This is a genomic window from Streptomyces sp. NPDC002754, from assembly GCF_053592315.1.
In genome coordinates this window covers 1-17,873 of sequence record NZ_JBSFVM010000057.1, presented here as the reverse complement: position 1 = coordinate 17,873, position 17,873 = coordinate 1, and the positions used below count along the sequence as shown (strand labels likewise).

General features: G+C 71.3%; 14 protein-coding genes and 2 pseudogenes. 11 read left to right on the top strand and 5 right to left on the bottom strand.

Features of this window, described 5'->3' with window-relative positions; translation table 11 throughout:
• Positions 1-134: 134 nt before the first annotated feature.
• Together ACWD2L_RS40105 and ACWD2L_RS40100 are read right to left on the bottom strand one after the other, a co-directional pair.
• Positions 135-1,211, bottom strand: coding sequence for a glycosyltransferase 87 family protein (locus ACWD2L_RS40105; RefSeq protein ID WP_351342956.1), 1,077 nt, complete (start codon positions 1,209-1,211; stop codon positions 135-137).
• Positions 1,212-1,362: 151 nt separating this feature from the next.
• Positions 1,363-3,648: a heavy metal translocating P-type ATPase gene (locus tag ACWD2L_RS40100; protein WP_351342954.1), complete on the bottom strand. Its 2,286-nt coding sequence runs from the start codon at positions 3,646-3,648 to the stop codon at positions 1,363-1,365.
• Between the two features lie 221 nt (positions 3,649-3,869).
• Here ACWD2L_RS40100 and ACWD2L_RS40095 point away from each other — a divergent pair, with 221 nt between their 5' ends.
• Entirely contained in the window at positions 3,870-4,565 is a 696-nt protein-coding gene (locus tag ACWD2L_RS40095; RefSeq protein ID WP_351342953.1) for a copper homeostasis protein CutC, read from the top strand.
• Between the two features lie 195 nt (positions 4,566-4,760).
• Here ACWD2L_RS40095 and ACWD2L_RS40090 read toward each other — a convergent pair whose 3' ends face one another.
• Positions 4,761-6,725 carry a HelD family protein gene (locus tag ACWD2L_RS40090; protein WP_351342964.1) on the bottom strand — a complete coding sequence of 655 codons (1,965 nt, stop codon included), beginning with the start codon at positions 6,723-6,725 and terminating at the stop codon, positions 4,761-4,763.
• Between the two features lie 422 nt (positions 6,726-7,147).
• Here ACWD2L_RS40090 and ACWD2L_RS40085 point away from each other — a divergent pair, with 422 nt between their 5' ends.
• Positions 7,148-7,804: an HD domain-containing protein gene (locus tag ACWD2L_RS40085; RefSeq protein WP_351342951.1), complete on the top strand. Its 657-nt coding sequence runs from the start codon at positions 7,148-7,150 to the stop codon at positions 7,802-7,804.
• Positions 7,805-7,916: 112 nt separating this feature from the next.
• Positions 7,917-9,149, top strand: a complete 1,233-nt coding sequence (locus ACWD2L_RS40080; RefSeq protein ID WP_351342949.1) for a Cmx/CmrA family chloramphenicol efflux MFS transporter — start codon at positions 7,917-7,919, stop codon at positions 9,147-9,149.
• Positions 9,150-9,188: 39 nt separating this feature from the next.
• On the opposite strand, the gene ACWD2L_RS40075 is transcribed toward ACWD2L_RS40080, so the two are convergent.
• Both ACWD2L_RS40075 and ACWD2L_RS40070 read right to left on the bottom strand, forming a co-directional pair.
• Positions 9,189-9,455, bottom strand: coding sequence for a DUF4031 domain-containing protein (locus ACWD2L_RS40075; RefSeq protein ID WP_351342947.1), 267 nt, complete (start codon positions 9,453-9,455; stop codon positions 9,189-9,191).
• A 7-nt stretch (positions 9,456-9,462) separates the two neighbouring features.
• Complete coding sequence (locus ACWD2L_RS40070) at positions 9,463-9,843, bottom strand: hypothetical protein (RefSeq protein WP_351342945.1); 381 nt, start codon at positions 9,841-9,843, stop codon at positions 9,463-9,465.
• A 92-nt stretch (positions 9,844-9,935) separates the two neighbouring features.
• On the opposite strand from ACWD2L_RS40070, the gene ACWD2L_RS40065 reads away from it, so the two are divergent.
• The 8 genes and pseudogenes from ACWD2L_RS40065 to ACWD2L_RS40030 all read left to right on the top strand — a co-directional run bounded on the left by ACWD2L_RS40065 (position 9,936) and on the right by ACWD2L_RS40030 (position 17,728).
• Positions 9,936-10,865, top strand: coding sequence for a MurR/RpiR family transcriptional regulator (locus tag ACWD2L_RS40065; protein WP_351342943.1), 930 nt, complete (start codon positions 9,936-9,938; stop codon positions 10,863-10,865).
• A 397-nt stretch (positions 10,866-11,262) separates the two neighbouring features.
• Positions 11,263-12,222 carry an N-acetylmuramic acid 6-phosphate etherase gene (gene murQ, locus ACWD2L_RS40060; RefSeq protein WP_351342941.1) on the top strand — a complete coding sequence of 320 codons (960 nt, stop codon included), beginning with the start codon at positions 11,263-11,265 and terminating at the stop codon, positions 12,220-12,222.
• Between the two features lie 58 nt (positions 12,223-12,280).
• Positions 12,281-13,819, top strand: a complete 1,539-nt coding sequence (locus tag ACWD2L_RS40055) for a PTS transporter subunit EIIC (RefSeq protein WP_351342939.1) — start codon at positions 12,281-12,283, stop codon at positions 13,817-13,819.
• Positions 13,820-13,840: 21 nt separating this feature from the next.
• A pseudogene (locus ACWD2L_RS40050) lies at positions 13,841-14,059 on the top strand (type II toxin-antitoxin system Phd/YefM family antitoxin); the annotation flags it as partial.
• On the top strand, positions 14,056-14,313 hold the full coding sequence (locus ACWD2L_RS40045) for a Txe/YoeB family addiction module toxin (protein WP_351342937.1): 258 nt from the start codon (positions 14,056-14,058) through the stop codon (positions 14,311-14,313). The pseudogene ACWD2L_RS40050 and the gene ACWD2L_RS40045, both read left to right, overlap by 4 nt.
• A gap of 267 nt (positions 14,314-14,580) precedes the next feature.
• A pseudogene (locus tag ACWD2L_RS40040) lies at positions 14,581-15,434 on the top strand (hypothetical protein).
• 59 nt (positions 15,435-15,493) lie between these two features.
• The gene (locus tag ACWD2L_RS40035) at positions 15,494-16,171 is read left to right on the top strand and encodes a Uma2 family endonuclease (protein WP_351342935.1); all 678 of its coding nucleotides are present in this window, start codon (positions 15,494-15,496) and stop codon (positions 16,169-16,171) included.
• A 198-nt stretch (positions 16,172-16,369) separates the two neighbouring features.
• Positions 16,370-17,728 (top strand): S41 family peptidase, encoded by a 1,359-nt coding sequence (locus tag ACWD2L_RS40030; protein ID WP_451193686.1) that lies wholly within the window; start codon positions 16,370-16,372, stop codon positions 17,726-17,728.
• Positions 17,729-17,873 lie beyond the last annotated feature (145 nt).

The following is a 17,873-nucleotide window of genomic DNA, read 5'->3' as shown; positions in this document are numbered from 1 at the left end:
GCCGCGACTGAGCAGGCCCGTCCCGCAGGACTTGATTATCAAGCCCCTGCCGCGACTGAGCAGGCCCGTCCCGCAGGACTTGATTATCAAGCCCCTGCCGCGACTGAGCAGGCCCGTCCCGCAGGACTTGATTATCAAGCCCCTGCGGCGACTGAGCAGGCCCGTCCGGCAGGACTTTCGGGAAGGGGCGGGGTGGGGCGATGGGTTCCGGCCACGGTGCAGGCGAGGAGTGCCACGCCCAGCAGGGCGTACGGGGAGGCCAGGGGCTGTTGCCACCAGGCGAGGTGGAGGTCCAGGTCACCCTCGTGCGGCAGCAGCCACATGGTGCGGGCGGTGAAGAGGGCCGCCAGCGCCCACCCCGTACCGCACCGGCCCTCCGCCCACACCACCGCGATCAACGGCACACACCACACCCAGTGGTGCGACCAGCTGATGGGCGAGACGAGCAGCGCGGTGAACGCCGCGAGCACCACCCCGCGGGGCCCCTGTACGCGCCGCGCCACGTACAGGCCCACCACCACGACGACCCCGGCCGGCACCGCCCACCACAACCCCGGCTCGGCGGTGTGCAACACCCGCGCGACCAGCCCCTGCAAGGACTGGTTGTCGACGATCCACGCCTTGCCGACCCGCCCCGTCTCGTAGAGCCGCCGCGTCCAGAACTCCCCACTGGCGTACGGGAGTACGAGCGCGCCCACCGCGAGGGTGCCGCCGAACCCGGCCACCGCGTACGCCGCCTCCCGCCGCCGCCCCGCCAGGAACAGGTACACGATGAAGACGGCGGGCGTGAGCTTGATGCCGGTGGCGATGCCGAGCGCGAGGCCCTTGCCGGGCGCGCCGGGCGGCCGGGTCAGATCCCACAGGATGAGGCAGGCGAGGGCGAGGTTGATCTGCCCGAACAGCACTGTCTGGAAGACCGGTTCGAGCCACAGCGCGAGCGCGGCGACCGCGCACACCGCCGCCCGCGACATCCACAGCCCCGCGAGCCGGCAGGACAGCCGGACCAGAACCACGACCAGCGCGACGTTGCCGAGCAGAAACCCGGCCTTGAGCACCGGCAACGACACCCACGCCATCGGCGCGAACAGCAACGCCGCGAACGGCGGATAGGTGGCCGGCAACCCCCACTCCGTCACGACGAACCCGTAAAGATCGCCCCCGCCCGCGAGCACGGCGGCCCCCTCGGCCCGGTAGACGACCACGTCCGCCATGGGGGCGGACTGGACGGCACAGAGAACGAGGAGGCCGATTACGGAGCCACCGAGCAGAAGAAACGGACCAACAACACGCACACGGGCAATCACGACAAGTAACCCTATTTCAACCACCAGGTCTTTTAAGCCCCTGCGGCGCTTGAGCAGCCTAGAAACTCCCCCGAAACCCCCGCAACCGCAGACTGTTCCCCACCACGAACACCGACGAAAAGGCCATCGCCGCCCCCGCAATCATCGGACTCAGCAACCCCGCCGCGGCCAGCGGAACCGCCGCGACGTTGTACGCAAACGCCCAGAACAGATTCACCTTGATCGTCCCCAACGTCCGCCGCGCCAGCCGAATCGCGTCGACCGCCGCCCGCAGGTCACCCCGCACGAGCGTGAGGTCCCCCGCCTCGATCGCCGCATCCGTCCCCGTGCCCATCGCAAGCCCCAGGTCCGCCTGCGCGAGCGCCGCCGCGTCGTTGACGCCGTCGCCGACCATGGCCACCGAACGCCCCTCGCCCTGAAGGCGCTTGACGACGTCGACCTTGTCCTGCGGCAGCACCTCCGCGATGACGTCGGCGGGATCCGTGATCCCGACCTCCGCCGCCACGGAACGGGCCACCGCCTCGTTGTCCCCGGTCAGCAGCACCGGCCGCAGCCCGAGCTTCCCCAAGCGGCGGACGGCCTCCGCGCTGGTCTCCTTCACGGCGTCGGCGACTTCGAGGACCGCGCGCGCCTCGCCGTCCCAGGCCACGGCGATCGCCGTACGCCCGGCCTCCTCTGCCTCGGCCTTCACCTTCGCGAGCGACTCGGGCAGGCGGATCTCCCACTCCCCCAGCAACTGCTCGCGCCCCACCATCACCGCGTGTCCGTCCACGACACCCTGGACGCCGAGCCCGGCGACGTTCACGAAGTCCTCGGGCGTCGGCAGCTCCCCGACCTCGGCCGCCGCCCCCGCGGCCACGGCCTGCGCGATCGGGTGCTCGGAGGCGTGCTCCAGCGCCCCGGCGAGGCGCAGTGCCTCGTCCCGCTCGACGCCCTCGGCGGTGTGCGCGCCGAGCAGCGTCATACGTCCGGTGGTTACGGTTCCGGTCTTGTCGAGGACGATCGTGTCGACCTTGCGGGTGGTCTCCAGGACCTCCGGGCCCTTGATCAGTACGCCGAGCTGGGCGCCGCGGCCGGTGCCGACCATGAGGGCGGTGGGCGTCGCGAGCCCGAGGGCGCACGGGCAGGCGATGATCAGGACCGCGACCGCCGCCGTGAAGGCGGCCGTCAGGCCCGCCCCGCTGAGCAGCCAGCCGGCGAGCGTGGCGAGGGAGAGCGCGATGACGACCGGCACGAACACCGCGGAGATCTTGTCGGCGAGGCGCTGGGCGGCGGCCTTGCCGTTCTGCGCGTCCTCGACGAGCCTCGCCATCCGGGCGAGCTGGGTGTCGGCGCCGACGCGGGTGGCCTCGACGACGAGCCGCCCGCCCACGTTCAGGGTGGCACCCGTGACCGCGTCCCCGACCGCGACCTCGACCGGTACCGACTCGCCGGTGAGCATGGAGGCGTCCACGGCTGAGGAACCCTCGACCACGGCACCATCGGTGGCGATCTTCTCGCCCGGCCGCACCACGAACCGGTCCCCGACCTTCAACTCGCTTACGGGGACGGTCTCCTCGCGCCCACCACCGCGTACGACGGTCACGTCCTTGGCACCCAGGTGCAGCAGCGCCCTGAGCGCGGCGCCCGCCTTACGCTTGGAGCGCGCCTCGAAGTAGCGGCCCGCGAGGATGAACGCGGTGACGCCGGCGGCGGCCTCCAGGTAGATGTTCCCCGCGCCGTCGGTGCGGGCGATGGTCAGTTCGAAGGGGTGCGTCATGCCGGGCATGCCGGCCGTGCCGAAGAACAGCGCCCACAGCGACCACAGGAACGCGGCGGAGACCCCGACCGAGACCAGGGTGTCCATCGTGGCCGCACCATGCCGCGCGTTGGTGAAGGCGGCCCGGTGGAAGGGCCAGGCCGCGTAGACGACGACGGGCGCGGCGAGCGTCAGGGACAGCCACTGCCAGTACTCGAACTGGAGGGCCGGGATCATCGACATCGCGACGACGGGCACGGCGAGCACGACGGCGGTGATCAGCCGCTCCCGCAGCGTACGAAGCTCGTGGCTCTCCGACTCGCCTGCCGCGCCCTCGCTTCCCTCGGCATCGGGTTCGGAGGCGGCGGCCGGGGGCGCGGGCTGCTGCGCCGAGTACCCGGTGGCCTCGACGGTGGCGATGAGGTCCGCGACCTCCACCCCGTCCGCGTAGCTGACCTTGGCCTTCTCGGTCGCGTAGTTGACGGTCGCCTCGACGCCGTCCATGCGGTTCAGCTTCTTCTCGACACGGGCGGCGCACGACGCGCAGGTCATGCCGCCGATCGCGAGTTCCACCTGGTCGGGCGGGACGACGGTGTGCGCCGACATGGTGCCTCCTCGTTCGCGGGGTGTGGCCGAGTACGCTCCGAGTACCCCCTATGGGTACCTCATCACGTGATCCAGTTATACCCCCTGGGGGTACTACACGCAAGGGTGACGGGCGCGTGACGGACGCGTGACGGGCACGCTGCGGGGAGTGCTCGCGCTCGTCGTGCCCGCGGCGTAAAGTGAGCGCCGCGGATCAATGGACTAGACCTGTCAGGAGCCTCATGAGCGAGCGTGCAGTCCTGGAGGTGATCGCCCTCGACGCCGAGGACGCGGTCGCCGCTCAGGCCGGAGGTGCGGACCGGCTCGAGCTGGTCGCGGACATGGCCGCGGACGGGCTCACGCCGTCCGTGGAGACGTTCACGGCGATTCGCGCCGCCGTGGACATCCGGCTCCGCGTGATGCTGCGGCTGACCGACGGGTTCACGGCGGGGGACGTCTCCGCTCTCGTACGTGCCGCGAAGGCGCTGCGGGCGGCGGGGGCGGACGAGTTCGTGCTCGGGTTCCTCGACGAGCAGGGCGGGCCCGACCTGGCCGCGGTGGAGTCGGTCGTGGCCGAACTCGACGGCTGCCGCTGGACGTTCCACCGGGCGATCGACCGGGCCGCCGATCGCGACGCGCTCCGTAAGCAGCTCGGCGATCTGCCGGGGCTCGACACGTACCTCACGGCCGGGTCGGCGGACGGGGTGGACGCGGGTCTCGACGTCCTCCTCACCGAGGCGTCCCGCACGGTTTCCGGTGAGCCGGGTTACGCGCAGCAGATGCTGGTGGGCGGGGGCCTCCGCCTCGACCACCTGCCGGCCCTGCGGGCGGCGGGTGTCTCGGCCTTCCACATCGGCGGAGCGAGTCGCCCCGCGGGTTGGTCGGCCCCGGTGTCGGCGGCCGCGGTCCGGGTGTGGCGCCAGGCCCTGGACTCGTAGCGGCCCCACCGGCCCAAAAGGCCGGGGCTCTGCCCCGCACCCCGCGCCTCAATCGCCGGCGGGGCTTGGTAGATCAAGCCCCGCCGGCGATTGAGCAAACCTTTAAGCCCCCGCAGGGCTTGGTATTTCAAGCCCCTGCGGCGATTGAGCAGCGGGGTCCGGGGCAGAGCCCCGGCCTTTCGGCCCCAGCCACTCCTAGGTCAGCGCCGGAGGCAGCGGTGCCGAGTGGGTGACCACCAGGCCCGACACCGCACGCGTGAGCGACACGTACAGGCGCCGCAACCCCGTCCGCTCATCCGGTTCACCGTCAACCACCGCCGCCGGCTCGTCCAGGACCACGTAGTCGTACTCCAACCCCTTGGCGAGGGACGCCGGCACCAGCGTCAACCGCGCCTGCGCCGTCGTCTCCTCGCCAGGAGCGAGATACCCGAGCCCCGCCTCTGCCAAGGCCGCCGCCAGCACCCCACACCGCGCATCCGCCGCGATCAGCCCCACCGACCCCTCGTACCGCAGCGCCTCGACGCACGCCGCCACCACGTCCCCGACCCCACCCACCGGCCGCACCTCGAACGCCCCCGGGCTCTCCCGGACCGACGCCACCGGCGCGAGCCCCGGCGCGATCTGAGGCAGCAGCCGCGACGCGTACGCGATGACATCCGTCGGGACGCGGAAGCCCGCCGTCAGCTCCTCCACCACCGCGTCCGACTTGCCGAGATGGCCGAGCGCGGCGTCCCAGCTCCGCGTCGCCCACGGCGTCGTACCCTGCGCGAGATCCCCGAGCACCGTCACCGAGCCGGTCGTCGCGCGCCGCCCAACCGCCCTGTACTGCATGGGCGAGAGGTCCTGCGCTTCGTCGAGGACGACATGGCCCAGCGAGTGCGTCCGCTCGATCAGATCCGTCGCCTCGTCGATCAACACCGCGTCCGCGGCCGACCACTTGGCACTCTTCACGCTCCGCGCCGGCTTCTCCCACAGCACGGTCTTCTGCTCGTGCGCGTCGAGCAGCCCGTCCGCGTGCTCGGCCAGGAAGTCCGCGTCCGAGAGCAGGCGCAGCACCAGCTTCGCGGGGTCGACCGCCGGCCAGACCTTCTTCACCAGCGCCTTCACGTCGGCACTCCGCGCCACCGCGTTCTGCACCCGGTCGTCGGGCGCCTCGCCCGCCCGCTCCATCTGGACGAGCACGGCGTGCGCGACCCGCTGCGGCAGCGCCTCGCGCGCGGCCCCGTACCGCATGTCGCGCGCCATCAACTCGCTTACCATCTCCTCCAGTTCGTACGAGGCGACGCGCCAGCGCCGCGAGCCGCGGACGACCACGACACCTTCGGTCGGCAGGCTGATGTGCGAACGCAACGCCCGCCGCAGCACCTCCGCCATCCGGTCGTCGCCCTTGACCATCGCGGCGGCGGGACCATCGGAGCCCCGCACCTCCACCCGCGCCACGAGGTCGTCCACGGTCGCCTGCTTGACCTCCAACTCGCCGAGCGCGGGCAGCACTTGCTCGATGTAGTGCAGGAAGGACGCGTTCGGCCCGATGACCAGCGTCCCCGTCCGCGCGAGCCGCTCCCGGTGCGCGTAGAGGAGATACGCGACGCGGTGCAGGCCGACGGCGGTCTTTCCGGTGCCGGGCCCGCCCTGTACGCAGACGGACCCCGCGAGGCCGGCGCGCACGATCTCGTCCTGCTCCGGCTGGATCGTCGCGACGATGTCGCGCATCGGGCCGACGCGCGGCCGCTCGATCTCCTGCTGGAGCAGCTTGCTGGTCCGCTCGACCTCGGCCGGGTCGGTGAGGTGCTCGTCCTCGTACGCCGTGAGGGCCCCGCCCGTGTAACCGAAGCGGCGGCGCAGCGCGACGTCCATCGGGTCCTTCTTGGAGGCCCGGTAGAAGGGCTGCGAGACGGGCGCGCGCCAGTCGATGACCATGGGGTCGCCGTCGGCGTCGTGCACGTGCCGGCGGCCGATGTAGAACTTCTCGCCCTCGGCCCCTTCGGCCTGCTCGGCGCCGGGAGCGTGGAGGTAGTCGAGCCGGCCGAAGAAGAGCGGGGTGTGGCTGAGGTCCGCGAGCGCCTTGATCCGCTCGTCGATCTGGTGCTGGAGGACCTCGGCGTTCACCCAGTTCGCGGTGACGTCGCGGATGTCGAGCGCCTGCGCGTCCTCGCGCATCGCGCGCAGGGCGGCGCGGGACGAGACCAGGTGCCCGCGCTCATGGTCGAGCGGCGAGGGCGCGGGAGCGGGCGCGGGCGCGGGCGCGGACGACGACGGTGACGTGCTCACGGGGTTCTGCCTCCGGAATCCAGGTACGCGTACGTAAGGGTCCCGGCCGGTTGCCGTCCGGTCGGTGGCGCGCTCCGGCCTGCCGACGGGTGTCGGCGGGGGAGGCGGGGAAGACGGGCGATTGTACGGGACGGCTGCCGCCGGGGGCGAACGGTTTTCCTCCGGCCGCGCCGGGGCCCGGTCGCGGGGCTCTGCCCCGGACCCCGCGGGCTCTCGTCCAAAGTGCGGGGCTGAAAAGATCGGGGCTCCGTCCCGGACCCCGCTGCTCAATCGCCGCAGGGGCTCCTATTGGCGGGGCTAGGGTCGGTCGCATGACGCACGAAGACCACACGGCCACCCCGGACCTGCGCGAGCGCTGGGCCCGTACCCTGCGTGCGGCGACGGCGGGCGCGGGGGCCGACCCGTATCCGTATGCCGACAATCTCCTGGCTCGGTGGTCCGAGCCGCAGCGCAGGTATCACACGGTCGCGCACCTCACCGCCGTCCTCGACCACATCGACGTGCTGGAGGAGCACGCGGACGACGCCGGGCTCGTGCGGCTCGCGGCCTGGTTCCACGACGCGGTGTACCGGCCGGACCGCTCGGAGAACGAGGAGCGGTCCGCCGTCCTGGCGGAACGCGCCCTGGCGGAGGCCGGGTTGTCGGACGCGCAGGTCGCCGAGGTCGCCCGGCTCGTCCGGCTCACCGTCACCCACGACCCGGCCGACGGCGACGCCAACGGCGAGGCACTGTGCGATGCCGACCTGGCGATCCTGGCCGCGCCCACGCCCGCGTACGCCGCGTACACGAAGGCCGTCCGCGAGGAGTACGCCTTCGTGCCGGACGAGGCGTTCCGGGACGGCCGGGCCGGTGTCCTGCGCCAACTCCTCGACCTGCCACTGCTGTTCCGGACCCCGCACGGCAGGTCCCACTGGGAGTCCGCCGCCCGCGAGAACCTGACGGCCGAGCTGGACCTGCTGACGCTCTGACCGCCCGGGAATGCCACCCGTCACGCCCCGGTTGGCTCCTTACATGTCCCCAAAGCCCAGCCCTCCGGACTCACCGGACTCGCCAGCACCCACCCACCGCTCGAACAGCCGTATGCCCCTGGCCGTCTACATCCTCGGCCTCAGCGTCTTCGCCCTGGGCACCAGCGAGTTCATGCTCTCCGGCATCCTGCCCGCGGTCGCCGACGACATGGACGTCACGATCCCGCAGGCCGGACTGCTGATCTCGGCCTTCGCGATCGGCATGGTGGTCGGCGCCCCGCTGCTCGCCGTGGCGACGCTGCGCCTGCCGCGCCGGACCACCCTGATCTCGCTCATCACGGTGTTCGGCCTGGGCCAGGTCGCGGGCGCGCTCGCCCCGACCTACGGAATCCTGTTCGCCTCCCGCGTCGTCTCGGCCCTCGCCTGCGCCGGTTTCTGGGCGGTCGGCGCGGCGGTCGCCATCGCGATGGTGCCGGTGAACCAGCGGGCCCGCGCCATGGCCGTCATGATCGGCGGCCTGTCGATCGCGAACGTGCTCGGCGTCCCGGCTGGCGCGTTCCTCGGCGACGGGCTCGGCTGGCGCGCCGCGTTCTGGGCGGTGGGCGTGGCCTCCGTGATCGCCCTCGTCGGCATCGTGACCCTCGTGCCGAAGATCCCGCTGCCCGCCGAACGCCCGCGTCTCAAGCGGGAGTTGAGCATCTACGCCGACCGCCAGGTGTGGCTGTCCATCGCCGTCACAGCGCTCGCCGCGGGCGGCGTGTTCTGCGCGTTCAGCTATCTCTCGCCGCTCCTGACGGACGTCGCCGGCCTGCCCGAGAGCTGGGTCCCGGCCGTGCTCGCCCTGTTCGGGTTCGGGGCGCTCGCCGGTACGACACTGGGCGGGCGGATCGCCGACGCGCACCTCTTCGGGGTCCTGCTGACCGGCATCACCGCGTCCACCGTCTTCCTCGCGGCGCTCGCCGTGCTCGGCCACGTCGCGCTCGCCGCGGTGGTGCTGTCCTTCCTCCTCGGCTTCTCCGCGTTCTATACGGCGCCGGCCCTCAACGCCCGGATGTTCAACGTCGCGGGCGCCGCGCCCACCCTGGCCGGTGCTACCACGACTGCCGCGTTCAACCTGGGCAATACGGGTGGGCCGTGGCTCGGGGGCACGGTCATCGACCTGGATCTCGGGTATCCGGCGACTGCGTGGGCCGGCGGGGCCATGACGGTGCTGGCGCTTGCTCTGACCGTGGTGTCGTTGCGGCTGCACCGGCGTACGGGGTCGAGGGTTGTGACGGGGTCGGGGGCCGTGCCCGACGTCTCGGGGCTCCGCCCCGAACCCCACGCCTCAAACTCCCCCAGCTAACGCTGGGAGGTGCCCCCTGCGGGGCTTGATTGGGTTGATTTACGCGGGCCGGCCCTTCGGCCTCCGCAAGCCCGCCTCCGTAAGCCTGCGTACCAGTTCCTTCGAGCCGACCTCGATCGCCCCCGCGCGCACCGCGTCCACGTACCGGTGCGACGGGAGGTCGTAATGGTCGCGCTCGAAGGCGCGCGGCGTGACGCCCAACTTCTCGGCGAACGCGTGGAGTTCGTCGTAGGAGACGTCGCTGACCAGGTGCGACCACATGCGGTCGTGCCCCGGCCAGTCCGGCGGGTCGATGTAGACCGTCAAGAGACCGTCACCCCGCCACCGATCCGAGGCTGCCGACCGGCGCCACGGACACGCCCGCCTCCGAGCACACCCAGTGCGGGTCCGCGCCCAGCTCCGGCTCGATGTCCAACGCGTGCGGGGCCTCGGCTCCGGAGCCGGGACCGCACACCGGACACAGCGGCCAGCGGCCGTGGCGCTCCAGGATCCCGTCCTGGACGTCCTGGGCGACGAGCCCGGTCACGAACTCCACCCCCTCCGGCCACTGCTCCACCCACCAGCGCCGCTCGACGATCGACTCCTCCACGAGCGAGACGATGTCCGGATCCGCGACGTCCCCCGCCTTCAAATCCTCGAGCACAAGCGCACGGGCCGCATGCAGAGCCCGCTCCAAGGGGCTGATGGTGTCCATCCCCCAATTGTGCGCCCTTCCTACGGAAGCCCCGCGCCTCCCGGGCCGAAGGACCCTTGACCTCACGGCCACGCGAAAATATCTTTCATCACGTGAGCAAAGACGTGAAGGAAAGTTTCGCCGGAGAAGCGCCGCCGGCCCCCGCCGCCCTCGCCGCCAAGGTCCGCACCCTCGCCCCGTCCATGACCCGCTCCATGCAGCGCGTCGCCGAGGCGGTCGCCGGGGACCCGGCCGGCTGCGCCGCCCTGACCGTCACCGGCCTCGCCGAGCTCACCTCCACCAGCGAGGCCACGGTGGTCCGCACCGCCCGCATCCTCGGCTACCCCGGCTACCGGGACCTGCGCCTGGCACTCGCCGGGCTCGCCGCCCAGCAGCAGTCCGGCCGGGCCCCCGCCGTCACCGCGGACATCGCCGTGGACGACCCGCTGACCGACGTCGTCGCCAAGCTCGCCTACGACGAGCAGCAGACCCTCGCCGACACCGCCGCCGCACTCGACACCACGCAGCTCGGCGCCGCCGTGACCGCCATGGCGGCCGCGGGCCGCGTCGAGGTCTACGGCATGGCGGCCTCCGGACTCGTGGCCCAGGACCTCGCGCAGAAGCTGCTGCGCATCGGCCGGCACGCGTACGCGCACTCCGACCCGCACTTGGCGGTCCACAACGCGGTGACGCTCCGCTCCGGGGACGTGGCCGTGGCGATCACCCACTCCGGCACCACGGGTGACGTGATCGAGCCGCTGCGGGTCGCCTTCGAGCGCGGCGCCACCACGATCGCGATCACCGGGCGCCCTGGCAGCCCGGTCTCCCAGTACGCGGACCACATACTCACGACGTCCATCGCCCGCGAAAGCGAACTGCGCCCGGCGGCGATGTCCTCGCGGACCAGCCAGCTCCTGGTCGTGGACTGCCTCTTCGTGGGCATCGCGCAACGCACGTACGAAACAGCGGCCCCTGCCCTCTCCGCCTCCTACGAGGCCCTGGCCCACCGCCACCGTTCCGCTCCGCGCGGAGGCCGCCACTAATGCCCGCCCCACCCCGAGGCTCTGCCCCGGACCCCGCGCCTCAATCGCCGGCGAGGCTTAAAAGATCAACCACTGGCGGGACTGGAGCCACCAAGCCCCTACGTCGAATGAGCAGGCCTTTCAAACCCCCGCGGGGCTTGGTATTTCAAGCCCCTACGTCGAATGAGCAGGCCTTTCAAACCCCCGCGGGGCTTGGTATTTCAAGCCCCTGCGTCGAATGAGCAGGCCTTTCAAACCCCCGCGGGGCTTGGTATTTCGAGCCCCTGCGGCGATTGAGCAGGCCTTTCAAGCCCCGCCGGCGATTGAGGCGCGGGGCCCGGGGCAGAGCCCCGCGACCGTAACCCCGACCCACCGCAACGAGTAACCCGCCCCGCCCACCGCACAGAAGGCGCCCCCGATGACCGCCACCCCCGACGCCAACGCCAACGGCAACGCCACCTACGCCGACCTCCGCGCCCAGCTCGCCACCCTCACGACGGAGGCCTTCCGCCCGGAACTCGCCGAGATCGACCAGCTCTCCACCCAGGAGATCGCCAGGCTGATGAACGGCGAGGACGCCACCGTCCCCACCGCCGTCGCCGCCCAACTCCCCCAGATCGCCGCCGCGATCGACGGCACCGCCGACCGCATGGCCCGCGGCGGCCGCCTGATCTACGCGGGCGCCGGCACCGCGGGCCGCATGGGCGTCCTCGACGCCTCCGAGTGCCCGCCCACCTTCAACACCTGGAACGGCCAGGTCGTCGGCCTGATCGCGGGCGGCCCCTCCGCCATGGTCAAGGCCGTGGAGGGCGCCGAGGACTCCAAGGAACTCGCCGCCGCCGACCTGGACGGCATCGACCTCACCGAGAACGACATCGTCGTCGGCATCTCCGCCTCGGGCCGCACCCCGTACGCGATCGGCGCCGTCGAACACGCCCGCACCCGCTACGGCGCACTCACCGTCGGCCTGTCCTGCAACGCGGACAGCGCACTCGCCGCCGCCGCGGACCACGGCATCGAGGTCGTCGTCGGCCCCGAGCTGCTCACCGGCTCCACCCGCCTCAAGGCGGGCACCGCGCAGAAGCTCGTGCTCAACATGCTGTCGACGATCTCCATGATCCGGCTCGGCAAGACGTACGGAAACCTCATGGTCGACGTACGCGCGTCGAACGAGAAGCTGCGGGCCCGCTCCCGCCGCATCGTCTCCCTCGCCACCGGCGCCGACGACGCCACCATCGAGGCCGCGCTCGCCGCGACCGACGGCGAGGTCAAGAACGCCATCCTCGTCGTGCTCGGCGACGTGGACGGGCCGACGGCGGCCCGCCTGCTGACCGAGTCCGACGGACACCTGCGCACCGCGCTCGCGTCCACCGTCTGACCCCTCCCGAGGCGACCCCCCGCCCCACCCCTCCCCGCACAGCAAGGCAAGACGCACCATGGCTGAGAACAAGAACCGCGACGTGGCGGCCTCGATTCTGCCGCTCGTCGGCGGCGCGGCGAACGTCACCACCGTCGCCCACTGCATGACCCGGCTCCGGCTCGGCATCGCCGACCGTTCGCTGGTCCAGGACGAGGCGCTCAAGGCGCTGCCCGACGTCATGGGCGTCGTCGACGACGAGACGTACCAGATCGTCCTCGGCCCGGGGAAGGTCGCCCGGGTCACGCCGGAATTCGAGGAGCTGGTGGCGGAAGGCCGCCAGAACACCCCGGCCGAGCCGACCGGAGCGGACTCCCCCTCCGAACCGCACGCACCCCTCACCGCAGCCGAACTGGCCGCACAGGGCGCGGAGTTGAAGGCCCAGCGGAAGGCCAAGAACGCCACCCCCTTCAAGCTGTTCCTCCGGAAGATCGCCAACATCTTCGTGCCGCTGATCCCGGCCCTGATCGGCTGCGGCATCATCGCCGGCATCAACGGCCTGCTGATCAACCTGGAGTGGCTGCCCGCCGTCACCCCGGCGCTCGGCGCGATCGCCTCCGGCTTCATGGCGCTGATCGCGGTGTTCGTCGGCTACAACACGGCGAAGGAGTTCGGCGGCACCCCGATTCTCGGCGGCGCGGTCGCCGCGATCATCGTGTACGCGGGCGTCGCCGACATCACCGCCTTCGGACAGAAGCTCAGCCCCGGCCAGGGCGGCGTCCTCGGCGCGCTCGGCGCGGCGGTCCTCGCGGTCTACGTGGAGAAGTGGTGCCGCAAGTGGGTCCCGGAGGCGGTCGACGTCCTCGTGACCCCCACCATCACGGTCCTGGTCTCGGGACTGGTCACGATCTTCGGCCTGATGTACGTCGCCGGTGAGATCTCCACGGGCATCGGCACGGGCGCCAACTGGCTCCTCGACAACACCGGCGCGTTCGCCGGCCTGGTCCTCGGCGGCCTCTTCCTCCCCCTGGTCATGCTGGGCCTGCACCAGGCCCTGATCCCGATCCACACCACCCTCATCGAGCAGCAGGGCTTCACGGTCCTGCTGCCCATCCTGGCGATGGCGGGCGCGGGCCAGGTCGGCTGCGCGATCGCGGTCTTCAAGCGCCTCAAGCACAACAAGTCGATCCGCAACACGATCAAGTCGGCGCTCCCGGCGGGCTTCCTCGGCGTCGGCGAACCCCTCATCTACGGCGTCTCGCTCCCGCTGGGCCGCCCCTTCATCACGGCGTGCGTCGGCGGCGCGGCGGGCGGCGCGTTCATCGGCTTCTTCTCGATGATCGGCGACAAGGTCGGCTCCACGGCCATCGGCCCGTCGGGCTGGGCACTCTTCCCGCTGCTCGACGGCAACCACGGCTGGGGCACCACGGCCGCGATCTACGGCGGCGGCCTGCTGGTCGGCTACGTCGTCGGCTTCGTCGCCACGTACTTCTTCGGCTTCAGCAAGCAGATGCTGGTCGACCTGAACGCGGACGTCTCCGCGGGCGAGTCCCCCGAGGCCCACGCGGAGGCGAACCCGTCGGCCCCGGCGCCCGCGCAGGAACCGGCGAAGGTCTGATCGTCTTCCGCCCGACCCACGAAGTACGCGGAGACGCTGAATGCTGTGGTCGACGACCGCGAGGAAGTGATAGTGACTCGCGCGGGTCGCGACCCGGTCGTGATCGTGGCACTCGACGAGTACGAGTCCCTGAAGGAGACGGCATACCTGCTACGCAGCCCGGAGAACGCGCGACGGGTCCTCCAGGCGATCAATGACCTGGAGAGCGGTCAGGGCGTCGTCCGGGAGACGCTCGATTGAAACTCGTCTGGCATGAAAAGGCCTGGTCCGATTACGTCTGGTGGCGGGCCCAGGACCGCAGGGTCCTCAAGCGCATCAACACCCTCCTCCAAGACATCGCCCGCAACGGGAACGAGGGCATCGGCAAACCGGAGCCACTGAGGCACGGCTTTCAGGGGTACTGGCCCCGTCGCATCACCGACGAGCACCGTCTCGTCCACAGCGTCAGTGAGGAGATCCGCATCGCCGCCTGCCGCTACCACTACCAGCGCTGACCCTCACCCCGTAACGACCACCCCGACACTCAAGCCCCGGGCCCCGAGCCCTGCTTTCAAGGATTGGGAGGTGGGTCTCAACCCACCCACCCTCCCTGCGAGTTGGCGAGTGCGGCGAGCACGCTCGTCAATACCGGACACTTTCTGACACCATCTTGCCACGGAGGGTGACGACGCTCTACGGTGCCCGAAATACGAACGGCCCCCGCCAGGTGCTAGCAACACCTGCGGGGGCCTAACCAACAAGATCTCAACACAGGAGATCCCGTGGCTGACGCCAACTTTAGTGCTGCGCACCACCCGCAAGCGAACCCGGGCTACGGCAAACGCTCCGCACCCGACGAACTCCCCCGCTCTGCCGGTGATTTCACCCCCTCCCGCCCCGCGAGGCGCACATCGCCGGATTCATCGACCGGTTGCCCGACGGGTCGGACATCTCGGTGAAGACCCTGGCGGGCATCCTCCCGTACGGCCAGGCGGCCATGCGTACGGCACTCAACAACCTGCAGCGGGCCGGGCACTTGAGGCGCGGCCGCGAACACGTGCAGGGCTCGGGAAGCGCCCGCTGGGTGACCCGCACCTGGTTCTCCCGCACGGCGCGGAGCGACGCGTGGTGGACGGCGTACGTGAGAGGCGACGTACCGGAGGCGGCGTCGGAGGAACCCGAACCGGCCCGGGGCCCCGCCCCCACCCGCAGCCGCGCGCTGATCCTCCTCGCCGCCCTCGGCCGCACGGCACCGTCGCTGGCGCTGTCCGCCGCCGAGTGCGCACGGCTCGCGCCGGAGGAGCGGGATGCCACCGAGGAGACCCTGCTGCACGCGCTGACGGCCGGTCTCCCGACCCCCGTGCACAGCCCGGCGGCACTGCTGCGCCGCCGCCTGACAGACAAACTCCCGCCCCCGCCGCCACCCGCGCCCCGCACGGTCCTGCGCCTCATGGAATGCGCGAAATGCGGTGCGCCCGGCCACCCCGAGTCCCTGCCCGGCGGCATCTGCTGCCTCTGCCAGGGCACGCGCACCTCGTACCGGCCGGCCGCCCCACTCACCCCGGAAGCCGTCCGCGCCCGCGCCGCCCAGGCCCGCGCGGCAATGATCCCCCGCGGCGAGAGGACACGCGTATGACCGCGTCGACGATCCGGTCCGGTACATCCGGGGCACGATGGAGGCGAGGAGGCACACCCATGACCCCTGGCACCGCCGACCGCCCGCAGATGAGCATGGAGGACTTCGAGGAACTGAACCGCAGGGCTCCGGAGACCCTGCGCAACAAACTCGAGTTCTGGGACGGACGGCTGCTCGTGAAGCACGGCCCCATCGACGTCGAGGACTTCGAGGAACTCGCCCGCGTCGCGCCCGAGACGGTGACCTTGGAACTGCTCGACGGAAAGCTAGAGGTCAAGCCCGTGCCTGACGGCGACCACGGAGAGATCACCATGTGGCTGATCCGCCAGTGCATGATGCAACGCCCCGAACTGGCCCTATATCCGGAGCAGGGCCTGCGGATTGACACGTACAGGAAGGGCTGCATCAAACCGGACGGCACCCTGGCACCGAGCGGTTACTTCGCCGGAAAGGCAGAGTGGGCCTCCCCCGACGGCGTCCTCATGACGGTCGAAGTGACCTCCAAGGACCGCGACACCGACCGCCGCGACCGCCAGGAGAAGCCCCGCGCCTACGCGTACGCGGGCATCCCGGTGTACCTGCTCGTCGACCGCGACAACGGCACGGTCGTCGTCCACAGCGCCCCCGAGAACGGCGTCTACCAGAATCGCCGCCCGTACCACTACGGCGCCACGGTCCGCATCCCCGCCCCCGTCACCCTCACCCTCGAAACCGAAAAACTCAAGGACTACGCCTAGGGCGGGCTTGCGGGGCCCCTTGGACACGCGACGTGGCCGCACTGAGATCCCCGGCCGGCCCGCAACCCGCCTACGCCGTCCGGGCGTTCGGGTTAACCCCCCTGTCGATCATCCGGGCCACCGGATGGCCCCCTGCCCACCCCGTCAACGATCGTCGACGGGGTCAGGCAGTGATGCGAACGGGGAGAGGTATCCGCGATGCGACACAGGACTTCCAGAGCGGCGACGGCGATCGCGGCACTCGCGCTGGTGGGCGGAACAGTGGCCGTGACGCCCGCGGCGGCGGCCGGGCCCATGGGCGCAGAGGGCGTCTGGCGCGTGGACGGCTACGGCACGGTGCTCTCGATCACGGACGGGCGGCTGCGGCAGTACCAGACGTCCCGGGTCGGCTGCGTGCCGGGCGATACCGCACGGCGGACCGGCCCCGGCACCTACACGGACTCCGAAGGAACCGTCCTCACGGTGCGCCCAAAGACGCTGAGCCTGTCCGGCTCGCCCGGCCACCGCGAACTGCACCGGCTCGCGCGGCTGCCGGAGGCCTGCACGCGGCCGATGCCGCAGGATCCGTTGACGGCGTTCGACGTCTTCTGGCAGTCCTTCGAAGAGAACTATCCGTTCTTCGCAGCCAAGGGCATCGACTGGCACGCCGTCCGGGACGAGTACCGGCCCCGGGTACACGCCGACACCACGCGCGACGGACTCTTCGCCCTCTTCACCGAGATGGTAAAGCCGCTGTACGACGCGCACGTCGCGGTCATCGACGGCGACCGGCACTTCGGGCAGGTCCGTCCCGGCACCGTCGCGCCGGGACCCGAACTCGACGCCAAGGTGCAGAAGTTCGTGGAACGGCGCGACCTCGCCGGCCGCGAGCTGCACCGGTTCGCGGGCGGCCGGATCGGCTACGCGGACCTGCCCGGAGGGCAGGGCTATCTGCGGATCTCCGGATTCGCCGGGTACGCGGGCGACGAGCAGTCGTACGCCGTCCATGTAGCGGAGCTCGACAAAGCGCTGGACGCCGTGCTGAACGAGCGCCGGGCGCGTTCCCTCAAGGGCCTGATCATCGATCTGCGGATCAACGGTGGTGGCTACGACTCGCTCGGCCTGCACATCGCGGAGCGCCTCACGGACAGGCCGTACACCGCGTACCGCAAGCGCACGCAGTACACGCGCCCGCAGCCCATCGACGTGCCGCCGGCGCACGGGGTACCGCTCTACACGGGCCCGATCGCCGTGCTCACCGGCGGCTCGACGGTCAGTGCGGGCGAGACGTTCACCCAGGCACTCATCGACCGGCCCGGCACCACGGTGCGCGTCGGGCAGCCCACGCAGGGCGTCTTCTCCGACACCCTCACGCGCACGCTCCCCAACGGCATGGAGGTGTGGCTGCCGAATGAGCTGTTCCTGAACCGCTCGGGCACGACGTACGACGGCATCGGCATCCCGCCGAATGTGCGAGCACCGGTGTTCACCGACGAGGAGTTCACGAAGAACCGCGACTCGGCCTTCGACGCGGCCCTCGCCCTGCTGCGTCAGCCCTCGTCGCCGGGCGGCAGGTAGCCCAATTCTGAGACAGCGCCTGGGGTCCACTCGGCCCGAGCGGCGTGCCCCCTAGGGCGTGTTTCGAAAGTCCCGTCTGCCTCGCGGGGTCTGGCACGCACGCTCGCGGCGTTGCCGAAATGCCCTAGTAGCTCCGCTACGAGAC

What these genes read in the sequence shown, in the direction of transcription:
- ACWD2L_RS40080 (WP_351342949.1), top strand. Translation starts at nt 7,917, where the DNA reads ATGCCCCTGGCCGTCTACATCCTCGGCCTCAGCGTCTTCGCCCTGGGC.
- ACWD2L_RS40105 (WP_351342956.1), bottom strand. Translation starts at nt 1,211, where the DNA reads ATGGCGGACGTGGTCGTCTACCGGGCCGAGGGGGCCGCCGTGCTCGCG.
- ACWD2L_RS40035 (WP_351342935.1), top strand. Translation starts at nt 15,494, where the DNA reads ATGACCCCTGGCACCGCCGACCGCCCGCAGATGAGCATGGAGGACTTC.
- ACWD2L_RS40100 (WP_351342954.1), bottom strand. Translation starts at nt 3,648, where the DNA reads ATGTCGGCGCACACCGTCGTCCCGCCCGACCAGGTGGAACTCGCGATC.
- ACWD2L_RS40055 (WP_351342939.1), top strand. Translation starts at nt 12,281, where the DNA reads ATGGCTGAGAACAAGAACCGCGACGTGGCGGCCTCGATTCTGCCGCTC.
- murQ (WP_351342941.1), top strand. Translation starts at nt 11,263, where the DNA reads ATGACCGCCACCCCCGACGCCAACGCCAACGGCAACGCCACCTACGCC.
- ACWD2L_RS40095 (WP_351342953.1), top strand. Translation starts at nt 3,870, where the DNA reads ATGAGCGAGCGTGCAGTCCTGGAGGTGATCGCCCTCGACGCCGAGGAC.
- ACWD2L_RS40030 (WP_451193686.1), top strand. Translation starts at nt 16,370, where the DNA reads ATGCGACACAGGACTTCCAGAGCGGCGACGGCGATCGCGGCACTCGCG.
- ACWD2L_RS40090 (WP_351342964.1), bottom strand. Translation starts at nt 6,725, where the DNA reads ATGCGCGAGGACGCGCAGGCGCTCGACATCCGCGACGTCACCGCGAAC.
- ACWD2L_RS40070 (WP_351342945.1), bottom strand. Translation starts at nt 9,843, where the DNA reads ATGGACACCATCAGCCCCTTGGAGCGGGCTCTGCATGCGGCCCGTGCG.
- ACWD2L_RS40085 (WP_351342951.1), top strand. Translation starts at nt 7,148, where the DNA reads ATGACGCACGAAGACCACACGGCCACCCCGGACCTGCGCGAGCGCTGG.